Here is a 21,700-nt window from a genome sequence, read left to right as displayed (position 1 = left end):
AAGAGTAATTTTATAGAAAAGTAATTTTTAATCATCAAGTGAAAAATGTAATAAATTAATAAAATAATAAATAGGAGTGGTTTTCATGTCAAAAAAAATTATTGGTCTTACGTTCACTTTATTAGTTATTTTTTCATTCACTATTTATCAATCTGTTTCATCCAAGAATACGGTTAAGTCTGTTCAAGCTGAAGATCTTAAAATTGTTTCAAAAGAAAGAGCTGAAAATGATTATTTAGATTCTACTTATCGTCCAGTTGTTAATTCTCAACCAGCAGCAAAAATTGAACAAGAGCCAAATGTCGAAAAGTCGATTGAACAAAAAGAACAACCGATTAAAGTAGCAGCAACTAAAAAGACAGAACAAGTTCCACAAACGAAGGTAGAAAAGAGAAGTGAACCAGCAACGCCTCTTACAGTAATAAATGAAGATACACAAAAAGAAGTGAAACAAATTGAAAATAAGCAAATTGAAAATAAACAAACCGAAGATCAAGAAAAAATAGATAAAGGGAATGATATCTATATTGAAAGAGATATTCAAAAACTAGCAAATCATTCGCATTATTCTTATACTAAAGAACAATTATTACAAGAGTTCGGTCATAATTATACAGAGTTAATTGGCGCAAAGCATAATAACACTCTTTGGCGTTTTCATATCGGAGCAGTAGAAGATTACAAGTATGAGTTAGAATATGACACAGTAGATAGAGAAGCACTGCTTTCAGATAGAGTGAAGTACTTCATTACTTTCCATTTTGCAGCAGATGGTGAATCAATTGCGTATATTTCTGGATATTATAAAGATGTGTGTGGCGTTGTCCATGAATATGGTGTTTTTCAAGACGGATCAATGAAAGATTTATCTAGTCATGGACAATATTTTGAATAATAATTGATTTTTTTATAGAGGGTACGGAAAATGTGTGTAGTTTAACAGCATTTAACGTACCTAATTTTGTTTTAAGAGGCATACACTGATAATGAAAAGACCGATTGAATCATTATAATGAGAACGAAGGATACATGCGTTTTCTAAAAAGTCTGACTGTACTACCGAAATAGATGTAGTACAGTTTTGTTTATTTTTATGGATAAATAACGAATTTTCCAATATGAAAAGAATGAAAAAGGAGATCTATGATTAAATAAATTGGCGACAAATATTTGGATATGTGTACTTTTGCTTCTAGCAATCAGAATAGGGTGATGAAGTAGAAAAAAGAAGAAGTACATTTTATCTAGATTGTTTTTTTGCTTCACTATTCTATAAGAGAAATATTCAAATGAAGAGATTAAGAACAGCCATGTTATGACATGGCTGTAAGACCCAATTGATTGTTGTTTAATGTCGAGCAGTTTGTAAATCAGGCTATAGCCCTTTGAAACTATATCATTTATTATTTGTTTATGCATGTTTACTGAATGAAGATTACACCAACAGTTAAAAAAGATACACGTTTTACTCTTTGTTAGGAGTATCTAAATGAAGTGGAGGAGGTACCAACCAGCCTTTTTCTTTGTTTAATTTCAACACTTTTACTCCAAATTGTGCTTTACTCAAATGAAATTGACCAAACATCGCACCGATATCTTCACGAATAGATTGCCCCATAATCTGACTGCATGCTACTAGACCATTTGCAGTGTCCATAGATAAAGCTGCGCTGATTTCTGGATCACCAAACCGAGCACCAGTGGGTATATCTTCTAAGTTAGCAACTGGACGTTCAGGTGGTGCGGGAGGAAGGGCTACACCATTAGCTTTTAATAATTCTTCGATTTGTTGATTTTCAGTTTTAATCCCTTGAATTGCTTCCTCAAGGAGATTCTTTAAATCATGATCACCAGTATGATTAACAAAGGTTTGGTACGCAACAAGATGTCCTTTATTCACTGTAAGGTATGTCCAAGAACTAAATACTTCACCATAGTGCATCGGTTCATCTTGAGGGTTACCGCTTAAAATTCCCATAATCGCACTCCTTATCTTTTTAATTTTCATTATTTTCTCCTTTAAAAAGAAAATAGTTTCGATTATTAGTGTGAGATTATTTCCTGAGAATATGCATTCATAACGAATTTTTTTATTTTTTGATATTTTTAGTCGAACTGGCATGAGTAGAAAAAACATTTGATGAAGATTTTAAAGAAGTGCGCACAAATGACAATGGAACAGGAGGATTGAAGACAAATATGAACTATAAAATAATAAAAAAAACGCCAGTTCTAAACGGTAGAAATGGCGTACCTTCAAGGTTTAAATCATATGGAGCATAGCGGGCTCGAACCGCTGACCTCTACACTGCCAGTGTAGCGCTCTCCCAGCTGAGCTAATGCCCCTAAATTCATGTCCATGAAATATTATAGCCTCACTCTTTCACTAATGCAAGTGAAAGAGTGAAGGTAACGGATTAGGAGTATGAGAATAACAATACAATGATTCGGGCTTTTTTACTCCCATGTAAGTTCTATGCCTAATTTTTCTCCTAGTTTAACAAGGCCTTTTTGAAATTCAAGTGCTAAATTGTTTGCTTTTTCAACGTGCTTATCCACTTCTCCTGCTAAGTCAGGGTCTTTTGTTTCATAAACTTTTAAATCTAAATCCATTGACTTTTGGTATGACTCGATAGCTTTTATATATTTTTTGTGATGAGGTGCTAACTTCTCATTTTCTATTTTTTCTTTTTTAATTTTATTAACAAACGTTTTATACTCTTCCATCGTTTTCTTCAAAATATCAATATATTCTTTTTCTGTTACTGAATCATCTTGAGCTGCGATTTCATAGTTTTCTACTATTTTAAACTCTTCTTCATTCCATTCGTTAATTTTTGTAATGTAGTTTTCGAAAGCATCAGCATCTTTAGAAAATAAGCTACAGCCTGATAATAAAAAAATAATCATTAAAATTCCAATAATTTTTTTTATATAGTACCTCTTTCATGTATAAATTAGTTTTCTGTTATTCTCTTAATCCTCCATTGCCAATTAAAACAATTTATCCCCTTTTTTACAATAGTTTTTATATAAAACAATAGTTTTTAACTTCATAACGCTTGTAAAAACTGTTAAAAGTTATCCCTTAATGTAAGCTCTCAATTTCAACACTTTTAATCCCTGTCATTTCCGAAACAGTGTAATATACATCGGTCGTTTTTCGCCGAAAATGAACAGTGACCACTAATTGAACGATATGTGTTCCTTCTGATGTATCTTTTATCCGAATACTTCTTATCGTTATTTTATTTTTTTTTTTTTTTTTTTTAAAATTTCCGCAATTTTTTGCTTTTCAAGTACGTAAAGTTTTAATGAAACTTCTCTTTCTCTAAGCTGTCTTGGACCAATCAGCCCGATAATAAACGGTACAATTTCAACGCTAATAATTAATAAAGCAACACCTGCAGCTGCTTCAAGATAAAATCCAGCCCCGACAGCAATACCAATGCCTGCTGAGCCCCAGATCATGGCAGCTGTAGTCAGTCCAGAGATTGTATCGTTTCCACGTCTTAAAATAACTCCTGCTCCTAAAAAACAAATTCCTGATACAATTTGGGCTGCTAAACGAAGTGGATCCATTGTAATATTAATTTCATCATTTCCTGGGAACATGTATGCTGATTCTATAGAAACAATTGTTAACAAACAGCTGACAGTGGAGATCACAAGGCTTGTCTTTAAACCAACTGGCTTTCGTTTTAACTCTCTTTCTAATCCAATGACAAGTCCGAGGATAGCTGTTAGTCCTAATTTAATTAAAATATCGATTTCAATGAAATTCATCATTTTCTCTCCCTAGAGTTGAATGTTTTAATTCAATAGAAAAATACAGCATAACATCGTAAAATTATGTATACCTTGTAATTTTAACATGAAAGAGGTGTTTCTTTTGCAAAATTTAAAAGTAAATCCATATGTTGCTTTGGCGATTGGAGTAATTACTGTGTCAACATCGGCTATTCTTGTCAAAGTTTCTGCCGCACCTTCTGGGATTATTGCTTTTTATCGCTTATTATTTTCAGTTTTATTTATGTTGCCTTTGTTTCTTTTAAAGTATGTTTCGGAGCTGCGTCTTATTACGAAGCGAGATTGGGTGTTATCAATTATCGCGGGTGTATTTTTAGCATTTCATTTTATTTTGTGGTTTGAATCATTGAATTACACATCTGTTACAAGCTCGACAGTATTAGTCACATTACAGCCGTTATTTGCATTTATCGGGACGTACTTTTTCTTTAAAGAGAAGTTATCTTTTAAGGCGGTTTTAAGTGGCGTCATTGCAATTATAGGTAGTTTTTTTATTAGCTGGGGAGATTTTCAAATTAGCGGAGCAGCACTTTTTGGTGATATTTTAGCGTTAATTGCCTGTGCACTTGTAACAGCATATTTGTTGTTTGGGCAAACAGTAAGACAAAGGCTTTCATTGATTACTTATACATTTGTTGTCTATAGCATAAGTACAGTAACACTTTTCCTCTATGTTTTAATTTTAGAAGAACCGCTTATTCCATATCCAACGAATGAGTGGGTATATTTTATTTTACTTGCATTAATTCCAACATTGCTAGGTCATACATTATTTAATTGGTTATTAAAATGGTTAAGTACTTCTACAATTTCAATGGCGATTTTGTTTGAACCAGTGGGGGCGTCATTGTTAGCCTACTTTTTGCTTGGAGAACGAGTAGTCCAATCACAAGTACTTGGCGGTGTCATTATCATAATCGGAGTAACATTATTTTTATTAGATGAGCGGAAAATAAAGCAATTAAATCAAAAGCAAATAGCAAAATAAAGTATTTGTTAATTAAGACAGAAATAAGCGGAAATATGGGGGGATTATATAAAAGAGTATGAGTATGGTTATTTTTATCATGCTTTAGGGAGCAGTTTAGATCTCCATTGTTAAAATGTAATAGTTGGAAATCTAACTGCTTTCAATAATTCTAAAGTGTAGAACAGAATTTTTAGGTGAAAAAACAGTTGTTCCTATTTGTTTTAAGTAAGAGCGACTATTTAAAAGTATACGCTAAATTAGAAAAGACAAAAGCCATCATGACAGTAAAAATAAAAGTCCCACCATATACTTTTCCTTCTGTATTGGCGATTTTAATTCCTTCTATATATGCAAAAGAAAAGAGAAATATAGCCATAAATAATGAAAGATAAAGTGCCAGCGTATGAGCGATCAATGTTAATACAGTCCTTTCAAATTTAAAATTTTTTTTAATTTCAGTCATTATTTTATGCTTATTAAAATAAAGTTATGTTTGTTTTAAAAACACAAAATGATGCTTTATTTACTTGTCTAAATAAAATATTAAAAACTATCTTGAAAATATTTAATGAACATGGTATATTTATTTTCGTCCTTATGGACAAACTTTATAGGTTTATTTGTTATTAAAGGCTATAAAGTATTTGAAAACTTTAAAATGTTGTTGACAAAAGGTTAAACAGCATGTTATATTAAAGAAGTCGCTTCTGATGCGACTGGAGAAAAATTGCTCTTTGAAAACTAAACAAACAAACGTCAACAAATCAAAGTGGAGGCAATTAACTATTCGTTAGAAGCTGACATTTGCCAACGTTAATTTTTTATCATGAGCGAATCAACGCTCCAAATTTATTGGAGAGTTTGATCCTGGCTCAGGACGAACGCTGGCGGCGTGCCTAATACATGCAAGTCGAGCGAACTGATCAAAAGCTTGCTTTTGAACGGTTAGCGGCGGACGGGTGAGTAACACGTGGGCAACCTGCCTGTAAGACAGGGATAACTTCGGGAAACCGGGGCTAATACCTGATAACCCTTCTCTTCGCATGGAGAGAAGTTAAAAGATGGCTTCGGCTATCACTTACAGATGGGCCCGCGGCGCATTAGCTAGTTGGTGAGGTAAAGGCTCACCAAGGCGACGATGCGTAGCCGACCTGAGAGGGTGATCGGCCACACTGGGACTGAGACACGGCCCAGACTCCTACGGGAGGCAGCAGTAGGGAATCTTCCGCAATGGACGCAAGTCTGACGGAGCAACGCCGCGTGAGCGAAGAAGGTCTTCGGATCGTAAAGCTCTGTTATTAGGGAAGAACAAGTACCGTTTGAATAAGGCGGTACCTTGACGGTACCTAACGAGAAAGCCACGGCTAACTACGTGCCAGCAGCCGCGGTAATACGTAGGTGGCAAGCGTTGTCCGGAATTATTGGGCGTAAAGCGCGCGCAGGCGGTCCTTTAAGTCTGATGTGAAAGCCCACGGCTCAACCGTGGAGGGTCATTGGAAACTGGGGGACTTGAGTACAGAAGAGGAGAGTGGAATTCCACGTGTAGCGGTGAAATGCGTAGAGATGTGGAGGAACACCAGTGGCGAAGGCGGCTCTCTGGTCTGTAACTGACGCTGAGGCGCGAAAGCGTGGGTAGCGAACAGGATTAGATACCCTGGTAGTCCACGCCGTAAACGATGAGTGCTAAGTGTTAGAGGGTTTCCGCCCTTTAGTGCTGCAGCAAACGCATTAAGCACTCCGCCTGGGGAGTACGGCCGCAAGGCTGAAACTCAAAGGAATTGACGGGGGCCCGCACAAGCGGTGGAGCATGTGGTTTAATTCGAAGCAACGCGAAGAACCTTACCAGGTCTTGACATCCTCTGCCACTCCTAGAGATAGGACGTTCCCCTTCGGGGGACAGAGTGACAGGTGGTGCATGGTTGTCGTCAGCTCGTGTCGTGAGATGTTGGGTTAAGTCCCGCAACGAGCGCAACCCTTGATCTTAGTTGCCAGCCTTTAGTTGGGCACTCTAAGGTGACTGCCGGTGACAAACCGGAGGAAGGTGGGGATGACGTCAAATCATCATGCCCCTTATGACCTGGGCTACACACGTGCTACAATGGATGGTACAAAGGGCAGCGAAACCGCGAGGTCGAGCCAATCCCATAAAACCATTCTCAGTTCGGATTGCAGGCTGCAACTCGCCTGCATGAAGCCGGAATCGCTAGTAATCGCGGATCAGCATGCCGCGGTGAATACGTTCCCGGGCCTTGTACACACCGCCCGTCACACCACGAGAGTTTGTAACACCCGAAGTCGGTGAGGTAACCTTTTGGAGCCAGCCGCCGAAGGTGGGACAGATGATTGGGGTGAAGTCGTAACAAGGTAGCCGTATCGGAAGGTGCGGCTGGATCACCTCCTTTCTAAGGAATCATTAAAGGTTGATCGTTTGTTTGTTTAGTTTTGAGAGAGCAATCTCTCAAATATTGTTCTTTGAAAACTAGATAATAAATGAAGAAGGCAAAAGAAAGAAACCGAGTATCACCAAAGATATCTCTTAAAAAAAGGGAAAAGAGAAGCAAGTAGTTCTAGGAAGCAAATGAACGACAACCGGAGCGTACAAAAGTACGTGAGGATTGGAGTGAATGCAACTGACAACGAAATACGTAGCTTATCTTTTACCAAAAAAAAACAACAACTTAGAAGCGAAGCTTATTGTCTAAAGTAAGGAAAAGAAGAAGCGAGAAGCTCAAGGAAGTGAACGAACGAAGACCGGAGCGTATAAACATACGTGAGGATCTGAGTGAGGGAAACTGACGCAGAGATTCGAAGCTTATTATTTTCCGTAGGTTAAGTTAGAAAGGGCGCACGGTGAATGCCTTGGCACTAGGAGCCGATGAAGGACGGTACTAACACCGATATGCTTCGGGGAGCTGTAAGTAAGCTTTGATCCGGAGATTTCCGAATGGGGAAACCCCCTATCCGTCATGGGATAGGATCATAACCTGAATCCATAGGGTTATGAAGGCAGACTCGGGGAACTGAAACATCTTAGTACCCGGAGGAAGAGAAAGCAAAAGCGATTCCCTAAGTAGCGGCGAGCGAAACGGGAACAGCCCAAACCAAGAGGCTTGCCTTTTGGGGTTGTAGGACACTCAACATGGAGTTACAAAGGAACGGGGTAGATGAAGCGGTCTGGAAAGGCCCGTCAGAGAAGGTAACAACCCTGTAGTTGAAACTTCGTTCCCTCCTGAGTGGATCCTGAGTACGGCGGGACACGTGAAATCCCGTCGGAATCTGGGAGGACCATCTCCCAAGGCTAAATACTCCCTAGTGACCGATAGTGAACCAGTACCGTGAGGGAAAGGTGAAAAGCACCCCGGGAGGGGAGTGAAAGAGAACCTGAAACCGTGTGCTTACAAGTAGTCAGAGCCCATTCATGGGTGATGGCGTGCCTTTTGTAGAATGAACCGGCGAGTTACGATTTCATGCAAGGTTAAGTTTAAAGACGGAGCCGCAGCGAAAGCGAAGCGAGTCTGAATAGGGCGAAAGAGTATGAGGTCGTAGACCCGAAACCAGGTGATCTACCCATGTCCAGGGTGAAGTCCAGGTAACACTGGATGGAGGCCCGAACCCACGTACGTTGAAAAGTGCGGGGATGAGGTGTGGGTAGGGGTGAAATGCCAATCGAACTTGGAGATAGCTGGTTCTCTCCGAAATAGCTTTAGGGCTAGCCTCAAGTGTAAGAGTCTTGGAGGTAGAGCACTGTTTGGACTAGGGGCCCTCATCGGGTTACCGAATTCAGACAAACTCCGAATGCCAAAGACTTATCCTTGGGAGTCAGACTGCGAGTGATAAGATCCGTAGTCGAGAGGGAAACAGCCCAGACCACCAGCTAAGGTCCCAAAGTATACGTTAAGTGGAAAAGGATGTGGAGTTGCTTAGACAACCAGGATGTTGGCTTAGAAGCAGCCACCATTCAAAGAGTGCGTAATAGCTCACTGGTCGAGTGACTCTGCGCCGAAAATGTACCGGGGCTAAACGTATCACCGAAGCTGTGGATTGACACCGTAGGTGTCAGTGGTAGGAGAGCGTTCTAAGTGCGTTGAAGCTAGATCGTGAGGACTGGTGGAGCGCTTAGAAGTGAGAATGCCGGTATGAGTAGCGAAAGAAGGGTGAGAATCCCTTCCACCGAATGCCTAAGGTTTCCTGAGGAAGGCTCGTCCGCTCAGGGTTAGTCGGGACCTAAGCCGAGGCCGAAAGGCGTAGGCGATGGACAACAGGTTGATATTCCTGTACCACCTTATCGCCGTTTGAGCAATGGGGGGACGCAGGAGGATAGGGTAAGCGTACAATTGGATGTACGTCTAAGCAGTTAGGCTGGTAATGAGGCAAATCCCATTACCGTAAGGCTGAGTTGTGACAGCGAGGAAAATCATTTTCCGGAGTTCCTGATTCCACACTGCCAAGAAAATCCTCTAGCGAGGAATAAGGTGCCCGTACCGCAAACCGACACAGGTAGGCGAGGAGAGAATCCTAAGGTGATCGAGAGAACTCTCGTTAAGGAACTCGGCAAAATGACCCCGTAACTTTGGGAGAAGGGGTGCTCTGATAGGGTGCAAGCCCGAGAGAGCCGCAGTGAATAGGCCCAGGCGACTGTTTAGCAAAAACACAGGTCTCTGCGAAGCCGCAAGGCGAAGTATAGGGGCTGACGCCTGCCCGGTGCTGGAAGGTTAAGGGGAGCGCTTAAGCAATCGCTGAAGGTGTGAACCGAAGCCCCAGTAAACGGCGGCCGTAACTATAACGGTCCTAAGGTAGCGAAATTCCTTGTCGGGTAAGTTCCGACCCGCACGAAAGGCGCAACGATCTGGGCACTGTCTCAACGAGAGACTCGGTGAAATTATAGTACCTGTGAAGATGCAGGTTACCCGCGACAGGACGGAAAGACCCCGTGGAGCTTTACTGTAGCCTGATATTGAATTTTGGTGCAGCTTGTACAGAATAGGTAGGAGCCGTGGAAACGTGAGCGCTAGCTTACGTGGAGGCGTCGGTGGGATACTACCCTTGTTGTACTGAAATTCTAACCTGCGCCCCTTATCGGGGCGGGAGACAGTGTCAGGCAGGCAGTTTGACTGGGGCGGTCGCCTCCTAAAAGGTAACGGAGGCGCCCAAAGGTTCCCTCAGAATGGTTGGAAATCATTCGCAGAGTGTAAAGGCACAAGGGAGCTTGACTGCGAGACTTACAAGTCGAGCAGGGACGAAAGTCGGGCTTAGTGATCCGGTGGTTCCGCATGGAAGGGCCATCGCTCAACGGATAAAAGCTACCCCGGGGATAACAGGCTTATCTCCCCCAAGAGTCCACATCGACGGGGAGGTTTGGCACCTCGATGTCGGCTCATCGCATCCTGGGGCTGTAGTCGGTCCCAAGGGTTGGGCTGTTCGCCCATTAAAGCGGTACGCGAGCTGGGTTCAGAACGTCGTGAGACAGTTCGGTCCCTATCCGTCGTGGGCGTAGGAAATTTGAGAGGAGCTGTCCTTAGTACGAGAGGACCGGGATGGACGCACCGCTGGTGTACCAGTTGTCTTGCCAAAGGCATAGCTGGGTAGCTACGTGCGGAAGGGATAAGTGCTGAAAGCATCTAAGCATGAAGCCCCCCTCAAGATGAGATTTCCCATTTGAGCTCCCTGAAAGATGATCAGGTTGATAGGTCTGAGGTGGAAGCGTGGCGACACGCGAAGCTGACAGATACTAATCGAGCAAGCACTTAACCAAATAAACATGATACTTTCTATCTTACTTCTTCACATTATCTAGTTTTGAGAGAATAAAAAATTATACTTGAAAAAAATTTTAAAAAGTATATAATAGTATATGTCTCATTTAAAAACATGTCTGGTGACGATAGCGAGAAGGTCACACCCGTTCCCATTCCGAACACGGAAGTTAAGTTTCTCAGCGCCGATGGTAGTAGAGGGCATCCCTCTGCGAGAGTAGGACGTTGCCGGGCTAAGTACGGAGGATTAGCTCAGCTGGGAGAGCACTTGCCTTACAAGCAAGGGGTCGGCGGTTCGATCCCGTCATCCTCCATTATCTATGCCGGCCTAGCTCAATTGGTAGAGCAACTGACTTGTAATCAGTAGGTTGGGGGTTCAAGTCCTCTGGCCGGCACCATAGGACCTTTATTGTACAAGTTGTATTATTTTGATATATTAATGAGCCATTAGCTCAGTCGGTAGAGCATCTGACTTTTAATCAGAGGGTCACAGGTTCGAATCCTGTATGGCTCACCAGCTATTTTGCGGGTGTGGCGGAATTGGCAGACGCACCAGACTTAGGATCTGGCGCCGTGAGGCGTGGGGGTTCAAGTCCCTTCACCCGCACTATTTTGCGGAAGTAGTTCAGTGGTAGAACACCACCTTGCCAAGGTGGGGGTCGCGGGTTCGAATCCCGTCTTCCGCTCTCGATCATTTGCCGGGGTGGCGGAACAGGCAGACGCACAGGACTTAAAATCCTGCGGTAGGTGACTACCGTACCGGTTCGATTCCGGTTCTCGGCACTATAAGCGCCCGTAGCTCAATTGGATAGAGCGTCTGACTACGGATCAGAAGGTTATGGGTTCGACTCCTTTCGGGCGCGCCATACATAATAGATATATCCGGGAAGTAGCTCAGCTTGGTAGAGCACATGGTTTGGGACCATGGGGTCGCAGGTTCGAATCCTGTCTTCCCGATTATAAATAATTTAATGGGGCCTTAGCTCAGCTGGGAGAGCGCCTGCCTTGCACGCAGGAGGTCAGCGGTTCGATCCCGCTAGGCTCCACCATATTTTGTCCTTTATATTGGCGGCGTAGCTCAGCTGGCTAGAGCGTACGGTTCATACCCGTGAGGTCGTGGGTTCGATCCCCTCCGCCGCTACCATTTAAAAGGACCTTTAGCTCAGCTGGTTAGAGCAGACGGCTCATAACCGTCCGGTCGTAGGTTCGAGTCCTACAAGGTCCACCATCTTTACCTTATATGGAGGAATACCCAAGTCCGGCTGAAGGGATCGGTCTTGAAAACCGACAGGGGTGTTAAAGCCCGCGGGGGTTCGAATCCCTCTTCCTCCGTCATGTAAGTTTATATTATCGCGGGGTGGAGCAGTCTGGTAGCTCGTCGGGCTCATAACCCGAAGGTCGTAGGTTCAAATCCTGCCCCCGCAATAAATATTTAAATATGGTCCCGTGGTGTAGCGGTTAACATGCCTGCCTGTCACGCAGGAGATCGCGGGTTCGATTCCCGTCGGGACCGCCATTATTATTATATACATAGGCTCGGTAGCTCAGTCGGTAGAGCAAAGGACTGAAAATCCTTGTGTCGGCGGTTCGATTCCGTCCCGAGCCACCATTGTCAATAGGCCGTTAACCTTGACTAGAGTTTTTAAACTATGGCGGCTATGGCGAAGTGGTTAACGCATCGGATTGTGGCTCCGACACTCGTGGGTTCGATTCCCACTAGTCGCCCCATAATAAATTATATACGCGGGTGTAGTTTAGTGGTAAAACTTCAGCCTTCCAAGCTGATGTCGTGGGTTCGATTCCCATCACCCGCTCCAATATAAATTGGGCCTATAGCTCAGCTGGTTAGAGCGCACGCCTGATAAGCGTGAGGTCGGTGGTTCGAGTCCACTTAGGCCCATCATATGATGTTATTCCGCAGTAGCTCAGTGGTAGAGCATTCGGCTGTTAACCGAACGGTCGTAGGTTCGAATCCTACCTGCGGAGCCATATTTGGGGAAGTACTCAAGAGGCTGAAGAGGCGCCCCTGCTAAGGGCGTAGGTCGCGTAAGCGGCGCGAGGGTTCAAATCCCTCCTTCTCCGTCACTTCATCTGGCCCGTTGGTCAAGTGGTTAAGACACCGCCCTTTCACGGCGGTAACACGGGTTCGAATCCCGTACGGGTCATAAAAAGCTGTTGTTCAAATGAACAACAGCTTTTTCATTAATCAATTTGTTTTATGTTCTTTTTCTTTAAAAGGTACTCGGGACTATTAAAGTCTAAATTAGAGAAAGCTCCTGGATAAGGGCCTCTGAACATATCAATCGCTAAAATTTTTCCATCAGCTGCTTCAAATAATGCTGGTTTGAAATGTGTTTGTTCTTTATTTCTCCCCACATCGTCACCTCACTTTCCTTTTGAAAATGGTTTATTTTTATTGTCTACATATCCATCTTTTTGCTTATAGGGGATGTTTCCAATTATTGATTCTATATTTTCTTTATCAAGAGACGCTTCGTATTCTTCGTGTTTTTTTGATGGATAAACTTCTATTTTTGTACCAGTCATATCAGTTGCTAAAAAAGTTTCAATATCTTCCGTAAAGCCCTCATCATCATGACTTTCGTTGTAAAGACTCTCATATGATTCATAGTCACCTGCTAAATCGGACGGAGTTTCAGATGTACCAAAGCGTGCAACTTCTTGAAAGCTATCTTCATGATCAAATACTTCCCTATTTTGTCGATGTTGAAAAAAGTTGTTATGGGCTGGTTCAAGAACATTTTCTTCACTAGGGCGATCAGAAGGTATTATTTGTTCAGGGCTATGTTTTTTACAATAGAGCGTTGTAGGAATTGCTTTTAGTCGTTCAAACGGGATATCTACATCGCAAATGGTACACTTTCCATAAGTCCCCATTTCCATTGCGTTAAGTGCCGCCTTAATTTTATCGAGCTCAGAATCCGCATGTTCCTCTAAAGCAAAATCTTTCTCACGCTCAAATAACTCTGTGCCCATATCAGCAGGATGATTATCATAAAGAGAAAGCTCTCCAACTGTTTCACGAGAATTGTCACCTTCTAAACTTCCCTCTTTATTTCGTTTAAGTTGATTTTCTCTCATTTGTTTTATTTCCTTTAACTCATTTTTTAGAATTTCAATCTGTTGTCTCGTTATCACTTGTACACATCCTTTTGTAAAGCTGTTGTCTTTTTAGTATGGGCGTTTAGATATTTTTTATATGTTAAAAATTAATCTGAAAGTAAAATTGAACATTCATTCAGTCTTAGCAATGTGGTTAAAAAGAAATAGAGTAAAGAAACTGTTGGGGAGCTATAAAAAACAAATTAAAAAAGCTTTCGCATTTGGCGAAAGCTTGAAATTATAAAGTGAATTTTTGAAACGGCCAGCATTAAACGGAAGCGAAAAGCTTTCGTACATAAAGCACCCGTTAGTTTGGCAACAGTTTGAAGTTATTTATCATTTTATAAATAATAGCTTAAAAATAATCCAATTGACAGTAGAAAGCCAAAAATCGTGTTTGTTTGCGCTGTTGCCTTCATTGCCGGCATCATAGTAATAGGCTTAGTCTTGCCAATAAAACCTTTCGTTGCTTTTATCGCTTTCGGCAAGCTCAATATAACAATAGCTAACCATGGAGTCGTATAGTTTAATGAAATTAGAAAAAATACCCATAGGTATGAGATTGTAAACATACCGGCCAATAAGTAGATGGCATTCTGTCTTCCAAGTAAAATAGCTAGTGTTTTACGCCCGTTTTCTTTATCGCCATCTAAGTCCCGAATATTGTTAGAAAGTAGAATGGCTCCGACTAAAATTGAAATTGGAATCGAAACAAGTACACTTGTTGTTGTAATCGTTCCTGTTTGAATATAAAAGGAAATGAGAATAATAAGAACACCCATAAAAAATCCAGCGACAATTTCTCCAAAAGGTGTATAAGCAATTGGAATTGGACCGCCTGTGTAGAAATAACCAGCTGCCATTGAAACTATTCCGATAACAGCTAGCCACCAACTCGTGTTAATACAAATATAAAGTCCAATGAGTAAAGCAACGCCAAATAGGCTAAAGGCTAATCTAAGAACTGTTTTCGGCTTAATCCCTTCTCTGACAATCGCTCCGCCAATCCCAACGGATTTTTCATTATCAAGTCCTCTTTTAAAATCGTAATACTCATTAAACATGTTTGTTGCTGTTTGAATGAGAATACTGGCAACTAACATTGCCGAAAATAAGATGAGATTAATCTCTGTTATGTGTAAAGCAAGAGCTGTCCCTAATAAAACAGGAACAAATGAAGCCGTTAATGTATGCGGACGTGTTAACTGCCACCAAACTTTCCAGTTTGATCTTGATTTTACGGCAGTTGAAGAATTAGTATGCACATTCGGTTGCATGATAAAACTCTCCCTTTTTTGCAATAATGTCTCCAACTAAATATGATAATAATAAAAATACCCCAATGTTAAGTGTAGGTAAACGGGCTGTAAGTGTCAATGTCTTTTGCCACTAAACAAGGGGAATATTGCCTTTATCGTATTATGGAAAAACAAGGGTTTTAAATCATGCTCTCTTATTGACATTATATCGTTATGAAGTGTATGGTAAAATAGGCTTAAGACAAGTAGATAAAAAGCGAAGCGGACTGCAAAGCGGTGCCAAGTAAAACAACTTATGAGCAGGTCATGTAGTTTCTATTGGATGCAGAGCAGAATTGTTTATGACTTTAAGCCGCTAGAAGGCGAGAAGCTGATCAAAAAGCAACTAGGTGCTCGTTTTGGGGGGATTTTTTTGATTACAATTCAAGGTACAGACTTTAAAGAGGAAATCTTACAAGGAATGAATCGGGCAAAGGCAACGGGAAAAGAAGTTTTATTAAGTGTTGTGAACAAAATTGATCATATTGAACCGCTTTCTTTTTTCGCCGCAGGGCGAGAAAATATGTTTGGAGAACGGTTTTTTTTGAAAGAGCCTTCAAGTGAAAACTATTTTATTGGTTTAGGTATATGTAAATTAATACGATCTGATGAAAGAGATAATCGTTTTCTACTCGTCGAAAAAGAGTGGAAGCGTTTTATATATGAAGGAATGATATCTAATCCTTACAAGCATGCTGGACTGGGTCCTGTGCTTTTTGGGGGCTTTTCTTTTGACCCTTTTAAACCAAAAACAGAATTATGGTCAAAATTTAATGATTCGACCTTTCATGTACCGAAGTTTATGTTAAGTAAAGTAAATGGACATGCTTATTTAACAACAAATCTAATTTGTACAAAAAATGATGAAGCGACCTTTGTAGAAAAGGTAATTGAAGAGCGAGAAAATCTTCTGAACGTACTCTTTGAATATAAACCTGATTTTGCAGATGCTCAATTAAAAAAGAAAATTGAAATAAATCCATTACAATGGAAAGAAACAGTGGCAAATGCGATTGAAGATTTAAAAAAGTCCGCGACCTTAAAAAAAGTTGTCTTAGCAAGGGAATTGCGACTTTATTTTAGTGATGATATTAATATTGAACAAGTGTTGTTTCACCTCTTATCTGATCAAGTAGATAGTTTTATTTTTGCTTTCGAGTCAAATGGCGATTGCTTCATTGGTGCATCACCTGAAAGGCTAGTGAAGAAAAATAATGAAAATGTTTTTTCTACGTGTTTGGCTGGTTCAATTAGAAGGGGAAAAACCGATCAGGAAGATAAATTGTTAGGTGAAACGTTATTAAAAGATGAGAAAAACTTAATTGAACATCAATATGTAGTCGATATGATTAAAGAGGCAATGAATGAAACATGCGACGAAGTGATTTTACCTAGCAACCCAACTTTGTTAAAAGTAAGGGATATTCAACATCTGTACACTCCTGTAGTCGGTAAAGTCAATTCGGATAGATCTTTACTGACATTAGTTGAACGGCTTCATCCTACGCCTGCATTAGGGGGCTTGCCTAAAAAGGAAGCAGTGAAAAAGATTAGAGAAATTGAAGAGTTAGATCGAGGGTTATACGCTGGACCTATTGGATGGATGGACTATCAGGGAAATGGGGAATTTGCTGTGGCCATTCGTTCTGGACTTATACAAGGTCAAGAGGCGTCATTATTTGCAGGCTGTGGAGTAGTTGTTGATTCAAATCCTGAAATTGAGTATCAAGAGACGGACATGAAGTTTCGTCCAATGCTTAATGCATTAGGGAGGAATAAATAAATGAGCCATTTAGAGGCGTTAACTGCATATACTGCAGCGTTTGTTGCTGAGTTAGTTAAAGCAGGAGTTGAAGATGTAATTATAAGCCCTGGTTCAAGGTCAACGCCATTGGCCATGATGATGGCAGAGCACCCAGATTTAAAGATTCGTATACATGTTGATGAACGATCCGCGGCATTTTTTGCTTTAGGGATTGCCAAGGCTTCTGAAAAACCAACTGTTCTTTTATGTACATCTGGAACAGCTGCGGCCAATTATTATCCCGCCGTTATTGAAGCAAAATATGCTCGTGTTCCGCTTATCGTATTAACAGCAGATCGACCACATGAACTTCGGGATGTCGGGGCGCCACAAGCAATTGATCAAATACATTTATATGGAAAAAACGTTAAGTGGTTTGTTGAAATGGCACTACCTGAAAATTCACAAGACATGATCCGTTATGCTCGGACGGTATGTACTCGTGCGGTTACTGTTGCGTCACGTACACCAGCAGGACCTGTACATTTGAACTTTCCATTTCGAGAGCCGCTTATTCCCGATCTAGAAAGAGAAAATTTATTTGAACTAACTGAAAGACCGCATGGCTGTATGAATATTCATACAGGTATACTTTCATTACAGGCTGAAGACGCTGAAACAATCGCTACTGAGTTAAATAACTATGAAAAAGGGCTTATTATCTGCGGTCCAATTGAAGATTGTACATTGACAGAAAAAATAGTCGAACTAGCTGATGCATTACAATATCCAATCATTGCAGATCCATTGTCCCAAATGAGAAGTGGAAAACATTGCGGTGAAAAAATTGTTACAAGCTATGATACTTTTTTGAAAAATGAAAAGGCACAAAAGTTATTAAAGCCTGAAGTCATTATTCGTTTCGGAGAAATGCCGACTTCAAAAGCATTGCTCTTCTTTTTAAAGAAGCATCGCTCTATTCGTCAATTTATTATTGACGGAGGCGGTGGGTGGAGAGATCCATCTGGAACAGGAACAGATATGGTATGTTGTGATGAAAAAGCTTTTTGTCAATCAATAACAAATTATTTAGTAGTAAAGAATTCAACAAAATGGTTAAATAAATGGTTAGAGATTGATGCTGTAACACAACGTGGATTATTGCAAATTAATCAACAATCTTCTTTAAGTGAAGGAAAGCTATTTAGTTTATTAGCAAAAATACTTCCGAACCATTCAACTCTTTTTGTCGGAAACAGTATGCCAATTAGAGATTTAGATACTTTTTTTCATTTTAATAATAAGTCCATTCGCATTATGGGAAATCGCGGAGCTAATGGGATCGATGGAATAGTTTCAACCGCATTAGGAGCTGCCACTGTTTCAGAACCGTTATATTTAATTGTTGGAGATCTTACTTTCTTTCACGATTTAAATGGACTTTTAGCAGCTAAGCTTTACAATATAAATATTAAAATTATCTTGATCAATAATAATGGAGGCGGTATTTTCTCTTTCCTTCCTCAGTCAAAGCATGCGGCAAATTTTGAAAAATTATTTGGAACGCCTTTAAATTTAGACTTTTAGCAAGTTGTTAACATGTATGGCGGTAAATATACTTATATATCAGACTGGGATCATTTTAATGACGCTTTTCAACAAGCTGTTGAATATTCAGGATTATCAGTTCTTGAAATTCCGACAAATAGAAATGAAAATTTAATGGAACATCGAACTTTGTGGAACAATGTTTCCCAGGAAATAAGTGCAACAATTGCTGGTGAAATCAAGTGAATTTTGTAATCGACGGCATTCGTTATCATATAAAATATTGTCGAGAAGAAGGCTTCCCGCTCATTTTACTTCATGGTTTCACTGGCGATTCTTCAACATGGTTGCCATTCTGTAATAAGTTAACACCTCAGGCAAAGCTGATTATGCCAGATATTATTGGTCATGGATGCACAGAGTCTCCTGAAAATGTTAACGTTTATCAAATTGAAAAAGTTGCATATCATTTACTTTTAATTATGGATCAATTGAAGATTAAAAAGGCTGATATACTAGGTTATTCGATGGGAGGAGGTCTTGCTTTAACATTTGCAATTATGTTTCCTGAACGGATTCGCAAGCTCATTTTAGAGAGTGCTTCTCCGGGACTTGAAACGGAAGCAGAGAGGGAACAAAGACGTTTGCAAGATGGTAAGCTTGCGGATTTTATTAAAAAGAATGGGATAGAGGAGTTTGCTAATTATTGGGGGGAAATACCTTTATTTCATACTCAACAATATATTTCTAAGCATAAAAAAAGTGTAATAAGAAAACAGCGGCTTAAAAATAATCCAATAGGTTTGGCTAATAGTTTACTTGGAATGGGAACTGGATCGCAGCCTTCCTGGTGGGACGATTTAAAATATATTCAACATGAAGTGTTACTCGTAACCGGTATGCTTGACAAAAAATTTTGCCGAATCAATGAGAGGATGAAAAAAAGAATTCCGTTAAGCCAATTGGTTTCAGTTCCAAACTGTGGACACGCAGTTCACGTGGAAGATGAAGAAAAGTTTGGTACAATAGTAAATGAGTATTTGTCCATAGAATAAGGAGGTTTTAAAATGACAGTAGAATGGAATGCAGAACGTCAATACGAGGATATTTTATACGAAACATATAATGGAATTGCAAAGATTACAATTAATCGTCCAGAAGTACGCAATGCGTTTCGTCCGAAGACAGTAATGGAATTAATTGATGCATTTGCGTATGCACGTGATGATGCAAGTATAGGTGTCATCGTTTTAACTGGAGCAGGCGATGATGCTTTTTGCTCGGGAGGAGATCAGAAAGTAAGAGGTCACGGTGGATATGTAGGAGATGATGAAATTCCGCGCTTAAATGTTCTCGACTTACAAAGATTAATTCGAGTAATACCGAAGCCAGTTATCGCGATGGTAAAAGGATACGCAATTGGTGGAGGACATGTTTTACATATTGTTTGTGATTTAACGATTGCAGCTGATAATGCAATTTTCGGACAAACAGGACCTAAAGTGGGCAGCTTTGATGCTGGGTATGGCTCTGGATACTTGGCACGAATTGTCGGTCATAAAAAAGCTCGCGAAATTTGGTACTTATGCCGTCAATACAATGCCCAAGAAGCGCTTGATATGGGGTTAGTAAACACTGTTGTTCCACTTGATAAAGTTGAAGAGGAAACGATTAAATGGTGCGAAGAAATGTTAGAAAAAAGTCCAACTGCATTACGTTTCTTAAAAGCTGCTTTTAATGCTGATACAGATGGGCTTGCAGGAATTCAACAATTTGCAGGAGATGCAACATTACTATACTATACAACAGATGAGGCTAAAGAAGGTCGAGATGCTTTTAAAGAAAAAAGAAATCCTGATTTTGGGAAATTCCCTCGCTTTCCATAAAAATTTCGATAAACAGCTTGATGATCATTCATCAGGCTGTTTTCAACAGGGATGGGTGAAATGGAAGAGACAATTCCGAATTGGTTAACAAAACGTGCGCATTTAACCCCTGATCGAATCGCTTTAAAGTTTAAAGGAGAAGAATATAGTTTTCAATGTGTTTATGATCAGTCGCTCAAAATAGCTAGACAGCTTAAAGGCTTGCATCTAAAAGAAGGAGACTTCGTTGGAGTTCTTTTAAAAAATCATGCAGATACGGTCTTTATTCTCTTTGGATTACAGCTGTTAGGTGTAAAGACAATTTTATTAAATAATCGATTAACAGCTGATGAATTAGTATATCAGTTAAAAGATAGTAAAGCTAAGTGTCTCATATATGAGCAATCTTTTGATTTTGTAGTAAAAAACATAAATAAACAAATATTGGCAGATTTAATGACAATATCTAAAGAGGCACTATTTGGACTCGAGGAGCAGGAAGTGAATGCCAAGGAAGAGTTTTGTCTAGAAAATGTTTGTACAGTGATGTATACATCGGGAACAACCGGTCGCCCAAAAGGAGTATTGCAAACATACGGAAATCATTGGTGGAGTGCTATCGGTTCAATGTTGAACTTAGGTTTAAGAGAAGGCGATTGCTGGTTATTATCAGTTCCCTTTTTCCATATTAGTGGTTTTTCAATTTTAATTCGCGGTGTTATTTATGGGATAACAGTCGTGCTTCATGAATCATTTGACGAAAAGGCTGCAAATGATGCAATTATTCATGATCGTGTTACAATCATGTCTGTTGTCAGTACAATGCTTGTTAAAATGGTTGATCATTTAAAGGATCAGTCCTATCCAGCTTATTTTCGCTGTATGCTGTTAGGCGGTGGACCAGCACCGCGCACTTTATTAGAGACATGTGCTAAAAAACAAATCCCTGTATTTCAAACATACGGAATGACAGAAACAGCTTCACAAATTGTTACGTTAGCACCTGAATATAGCTTATCAAAGCTAGGATCGGCTGGAAAGCCGTTGTTTCTTGCTCAACTGAAAATTAAAACAGTAACAGGTAATGAAGCTGCCCCGTATGAAACAGGTGAAATTGTTGTTAAAGGACCAAATGTGACAAAAGGTTATTTGAATAAAATGAATGAAACAAAGGAAAAAATACAAGCTGGCTGGTTGTATACAGGAGATATTGGCTATTTAGATCATGAAGGTTTTTTATTTGTTTTAGATAGACGCTCTGACCTAATTATTTCAGGTGGGGAAAATATTTATCCTGCAGAGATTGAGTCTGTTTTACTAGGACATGCAAAAGTTGATGATGCAGGGGTCATTGGTGTAGATGATGTTAAATGGGGGCAAATTCCAGTAGGATTTGTCGTTTTAAAGTCGAATGCAAATGTAAATGAAAATGATTTACTTGAATATTGTCAAAAAAAATTGGCGAAATATAAAGTGCCAAAAAAAATTATTTTTTTACAACAATTACCTCGAAATGCATCTAGAAAGTTATTAAGGCGAAAGCTTCGGGATTATTATAGATAGCTGGGGGGAATTCTGTCCCCCCCCCC

General features: G+C 40.1%; 15 protein-coding genes, 22 tRNA genes, 3 rRNA genes and 1 pseudogene. 33 read left to right on the top strand and 8 right to left on the bottom strand.

Going from position 1 to position 21,700, the window contains the following annotated elements; genetic code table 11:
• The first annotated feature begins 85 nt into the window (after positions 1 to 85).
• Entirely contained in the window at positions 86 to 895 is an 810-nt protein-coding gene (locus K6959_RS13610) for a hypothetical protein (RefSeq protein ID WP_223086768.1), read from the top strand.
• Between the two features lie 570 nt (positions 896 to 1,465).
• On the opposite strand, the gene K6959_RS13605 is transcribed toward K6959_RS13610, so the two are convergent.
• The 4 genes and pseudogenes from K6959_RS13605 to K6959_RS13590 all read right to left on the bottom strand — a co-directional run bounded on the left by K6959_RS13605 (position 1,466) and on the right by K6959_RS13590 (position 3,786).
• Complete coding sequence (locus tag K6959_RS13605) at positions 1,466 to 1,978, bottom strand: DUF3231 family protein (protein WP_163243108.1); 513 nt, start codon at positions 1,976 to 1,978, stop codon at positions 1,466 to 1,468.
• A 295-nt stretch (positions 1,979 to 2,273) separates the two neighbouring features.
• Positions 2,274 to 2,346, bottom strand: a tRNA-Ala gene (locus K6959_RS13600).
• Positions 2,347 to 2,457: 111 nt separating this feature from the next.
• On the bottom strand, positions 2,458 to 2,910 hold the full coding sequence (locus tag K6959_RS13595) for a hypothetical protein (protein ID WP_223086766.1): 453 nt from the start codon (positions 2,908 to 2,910) through the stop codon (positions 2,458 to 2,460).
• A gap of 178 nt (positions 2,911 to 3,088) precedes the next feature.
• Positions 3,089 to 3,786: pseudogene (locus tag K6959_RS13590) on the bottom strand (MgtC/SapB family protein).
• 88 nt (positions 3,787 to 3,874) lie between these two features.
• Here K6959_RS13590 and K6959_RS13585 point away from each other — a divergent pair.
• Entirely contained in the window at positions 3,875 to 4,798 is a 924-nt protein-coding gene (locus K6959_RS13585; protein WP_394373000.1) for a DMT family transporter, read from the top strand.
• A 217-nt stretch (positions 4,799 to 5,015) separates the two neighbouring features.
• Here K6959_RS13585 and K6959_RS13580 read toward each other — a convergent pair whose 3' ends face one another.
• Positions 5,016 to 5,243: a hypothetical protein gene (locus K6959_RS13580; RefSeq protein WP_223086763.1), complete on the bottom strand. Its 228-nt coding sequence runs from the start codon at positions 5,241 to 5,243 to the stop codon at positions 5,016 to 5,018.
• A gap of 386 nt (positions 5,244 to 5,629) precedes the next feature.
• Here K6959_RS13580 and K6959_RS13575 point away from each other — a divergent pair.
• The 24 genes from K6959_RS13575 to K6959_RS13460 all read left to right on the top strand — a co-directional run bounded on the left by K6959_RS13575 (position 5,630) and on the right by K6959_RS13460 (position 12,698).
• Positions 5,630 to 7,182 (top strand): 16S ribosomal RNA (locus tag K6959_RS13575).
• A 425-nt stretch (positions 7,183 to 7,607) separates the two neighbouring features.
• Positions 7,608 to 10,532: ribosomal RNA gene (locus K6959_RS13570) — 23S ribosomal RNA — on the top strand.
• A gap of 119 nt (positions 10,533 to 10,651) precedes the next feature.
• Positions 10,652 to 10,767 (top strand): 5S ribosomal RNA (gene rrf / locus K6959_RS13565).
• The 16S, 23S and 5S rRNA genes sit together here with 21 tRNA genes alongside, the layout of an rRNA operon.
• A gap of 7 nt (positions 10,768 to 10,774) precedes the next feature.
• Positions 10,775 to 10,847 (top strand) — tRNA-Val (locus K6959_RS13560).
• An 8-nt stretch (positions 10,848 to 10,855) separates the two neighbouring features.
• A tRNA-Thr gene (locus K6959_RS13555) sits at positions 10,856 to 10,931 on the top strand.
• A gap of 43 nt (positions 10,932 to 10,974) precedes the next feature.
• A tRNA-Lys gene (locus K6959_RS13550) sits at positions 10,975 to 11,050 on the top strand.
• Between the two features lie 8 nt (positions 11,051 to 11,058).
• Positions 11,059 to 11,140: transfer RNA gene (locus tag K6959_RS13545), tRNA-Leu, on the top strand.
• 7 nt (positions 11,141 to 11,147) lie between these two features.
• A tRNA-Gly gene (locus K6959_RS13540) sits at positions 11,148 to 11,219 on the top strand.
• A gap of 11 nt (positions 11,220 to 11,230) precedes the next feature.
• Positions 11,231 to 11,316: transfer RNA gene (locus K6959_RS13535), tRNA-Leu, on the top strand.
• A gap of 6 nt (positions 11,317 to 11,322) precedes the next feature.
• Positions 11,323 to 11,399 (top strand) — tRNA-Arg (locus tag K6959_RS13530).
• A 17-nt stretch (positions 11,400 to 11,416) separates the two neighbouring features.
• Positions 11,417 to 11,490 (top strand) — tRNA-Pro (locus K6959_RS13525).
• Positions 11,491 to 11,506: 16 nt separating this feature from the next.
• Positions 11,507 to 11,582 (top strand) — tRNA-Ala (locus K6959_RS13520).
• An 18-nt stretch (positions 11,583 to 11,600) separates the two neighbouring features.
• A tRNA-Met gene (locus K6959_RS13515) sits at positions 11,601 to 11,677 on the top strand.
• A gap of 7 nt (positions 11,678 to 11,684) precedes the next feature.
• Positions 11,685 to 11,761, top strand: a tRNA-Ile gene (locus K6959_RS13510).
• A 14-nt stretch (positions 11,762 to 11,775) separates the two neighbouring features.
• Positions 11,776 to 11,865, top strand: a tRNA-Ser gene (locus K6959_RS13505).
• Between the two features lie 19 nt (positions 11,866 to 11,884).
• Positions 11,885 to 11,958: transfer RNA gene (locus K6959_RS13500), tRNA-Met, on the top strand.
• Positions 11,959 to 11,973: 15 nt separating this feature from the next.
• Positions 11,974 to 12,049 (top strand) — tRNA-Asp (locus K6959_RS13495).
• Between the two features lie 17 nt (positions 12,050 to 12,066).
• Positions 12,067 to 12,142 (top strand) — tRNA-Phe (locus tag K6959_RS13490).
• A gap of 43 nt (positions 12,143 to 12,185) precedes the next feature.
• Positions 12,186 to 12,261 (top strand) — tRNA-His (locus K6959_RS13485).
• 15 nt (positions 12,262 to 12,276) lie between these two features.
• Positions 12,277 to 12,350: transfer RNA gene (locus K6959_RS13480), tRNA-Gly, on the top strand.
• Positions 12,351 to 12,359: 9 nt separating this feature from the next.
• Positions 12,360 to 12,433: transfer RNA gene (locus K6959_RS13475), tRNA-Ile, on the top strand.
• A gap of 14 nt (positions 12,434 to 12,447) precedes the next feature.
• Positions 12,448 to 12,522, top strand: a tRNA-Asn gene (locus K6959_RS13470).
• A 5-nt stretch (positions 12,523 to 12,527) separates the two neighbouring features.
• A tRNA-Ser gene (locus K6959_RS13465) sits at positions 12,528 to 12,615 on the top strand.
• Positions 12,616 to 12,626: 11 nt separating this feature from the next.
• Positions 12,627 to 12,698: transfer RNA gene (locus K6959_RS13460), tRNA-Glu, on the top strand.
• Positions 12,699 to 12,735: 37 nt separating this feature from the next.
• On the opposite strand, the gene K6959_RS13455 is transcribed toward K6959_RS13460, so the two are convergent.
• The 3 genes from K6959_RS13455 to K6959_RS13445 all read right to left on the bottom strand — a co-directional run bounded on the left by K6959_RS13455 (position 12,736) and on the right by K6959_RS13445 (position 14,933).
• Positions 12,736 to 12,909 carry a hypothetical protein gene (locus tag K6959_RS13455; RefSeq protein ID WP_163242053.1) on the bottom strand — a complete coding sequence of 58 codons (174 nt, stop codon included), beginning with the start codon at positions 12,907 to 12,909 and terminating at the stop codon, positions 12,736 to 12,738.
• A 9-nt stretch (positions 12,910 to 12,918) separates the two neighbouring features.
• The gene (locus tag K6959_RS13450) at positions 12,919 to 13,692 is read right to left on the bottom strand and encodes a TraR/DksA C4-type zinc finger protein (protein ID WP_163242054.1); all 774 of its coding nucleotides are present in this window, start codon (positions 13,690 to 13,692) and stop codon (positions 12,919 to 12,921) included.
• A 305-nt stretch (positions 13,693 to 13,997) separates the two neighbouring features.
• Complete coding sequence (locus tag K6959_RS13445) at positions 13,998 to 14,933, bottom strand: 1,4-dihydroxy-2-naphthoate polyprenyltransferase (RefSeq protein WP_163242055.1); 936 nt, start codon at positions 14,931 to 14,933, stop codon at positions 13,998 to 14,000.
• Positions 14,934 to 15,061: 128 nt separating this feature from the next.
• On the opposite strand from K6959_RS13445, the gene K6959_RS13440 reads away from it, so the two are divergent.
• From K6959_RS13440 to K6959_RS13415, 7 genes are all read left to right on the top strand, one after another.
• A complete protein-coding gene (locus K6959_RS13440) occupies positions 15,062 to 15,202 on the top strand; it encodes a hypothetical protein (RefSeq protein WP_163242056.1) in 141 nt (46 codons plus the stop codon).
• A gap of 125 nt (positions 15,203 to 15,327) precedes the next feature.
• Positions 15,328 to 16,737 (top strand): isochorismate synthase, encoded by a 1,410-nt coding sequence (locus tag K6959_RS13435; RefSeq protein WP_262421794.1) that lies wholly within the window; start codon positions 15,328 to 15,330, stop codon positions 16,735 to 16,737.
• Positions 16,738 to 18,285 carry a 2-succinyl-5-enolpyruvyl-6-hydroxy-3-cyclohexene-1-carboxylic-acid synthase gene (gene menD, locus K6959_RS13430; protein ID WP_316252496.1) on the top strand — a complete coding sequence of 516 codons (1,548 nt, stop codon included), beginning with the start codon at positions 16,738 to 16,740 and terminating at the stop codon, positions 18,283 to 18,285.
• A gap of 12 nt (positions 18,286 to 18,297) precedes the next feature.
• The gene (locus tag K6959_RS19695; RefSeq protein WP_316252495.1) at positions 18,298 to 18,492 is read left to right on the top strand and encodes a thiamine pyrophosphate-dependent enzyme; all 195 of its coding nucleotides are present in this window, start codon (positions 18,298 to 18,300) and stop codon (positions 18,490 to 18,492) included.
• Entirely contained in the window at positions 18,489 to 19,301 is an 813-nt protein-coding gene (menH, locus tag K6959_RS13425) for a 2-succinyl-6-hydroxy-2,4-cyclohexadiene-1-carboxylate synthase (protein WP_223086759.1), read from the top strand. Before K6959_RS19695 ends, menH begins: the two co-directional genes overlap by 4 nt.
• A 12-nt stretch (positions 19,302 to 19,313) precedes the next feature.
• Positions 19,314 to 20,132, top strand: a complete 819-nt coding sequence (gene menB / locus K6959_RS13420) for a 1,4-dihydroxy-2-naphthoyl-CoA synthase (RefSeq protein WP_163242060.1) — start codon at positions 19,314 to 19,316, stop codon at positions 20,130 to 20,132.
• 60 nt (positions 20,133 to 20,192) lie between these two features.
• On the top strand, positions 20,193 to 21,674 hold the full coding sequence (locus tag K6959_RS13415) for an o-succinylbenzoate--CoA ligase (RefSeq protein WP_163242061.1): 1,482 nt from the start codon (positions 20,193 to 20,195) through the stop codon (positions 21,672 to 21,674).
• Positions 21,675 to 21,700 lie beyond the last annotated feature (26 nt).

Origin of the sequence: Bacillus aquiflavi, assembly GCF_019915265.1 — a bacterium.
In the GTDB taxonomy this organism is placed as follows: domain Bacteria; phylum Bacillota; class Bacilli; order Bacillales; family Cytobacillaceae; genus Bacillus_BT; species Bacillus_BT aquiflavi.
This window is presented reverse-complemented; position numbering and strand designations above follow the sequence as displayed.

Excerpts from the sequence above, each read along its gene's own strand:
- K6959_RS13610 (WP_223086768.1), top strand. The coding sequence starts at position 86 with ATGTCAAAAAAAATTATTGGTCTTACGTTCACTTTATTAGTTATTTTT.
- K6959_RS13605 (WP_163243108.1), bottom strand. The coding sequence starts at position 1,978 with ATGGGAATTTTAAGCGGTAACCCTCAAGATGAACCGATGCACTATGGT.
- K6959_RS13595 (WP_223086766.1), bottom strand. The coding sequence starts at position 2,910 with ATGATTATTTTTTTATTATCAGGCTGTAGCTTATTTTCTAAAGATGCT.
- K6959_RS13585 (WP_394373000.1), top strand. The coding sequence starts at position 3,875 with ATGAAAGAGGTGTTTCTTTTGCAAAATTTAAAAGTAAATCCATATGTT.
- K6959_RS13580 (WP_223086763.1), bottom strand. The coding sequence starts at position 5,243 with ATGACTGAAATTAAAAAAAATTTTAAATTTGAAAGGACTGTATTAACA.
- K6959_RS13445 (WP_163242055.1), bottom strand. The coding sequence starts at position 14,933 with ATGCAACCGAATGTGCATACTAATTCTTCAACTGCCGTAAAATCAAGA.
- menD (WP_316252496.1), top strand. The coding sequence starts at position 16,738 with ATGAGCCATTTAGAGGCGTTAACTGCATATACTGCAGCGTTTGTTGCT.
- K6959_RS19695 (WP_316252495.1), top strand. The coding sequence starts at position 18,298 with ATGTATGGCGGTAAATATACTTATATATCAGACTGGGATCATTTTAAT.
- menB (WP_163242060.1), top strand. The coding sequence starts at position 19,314 with ATGACAGTAGAATGGAATGCAGAACGTCAATACGAGGATATTTTATAC.
- K6959_RS13415 (WP_163242061.1), top strand. The coding sequence starts at position 20,193 with ATGGAAGAGACAATTCCGAATTGGTTAACAAAACGTGCGCATTTAACC.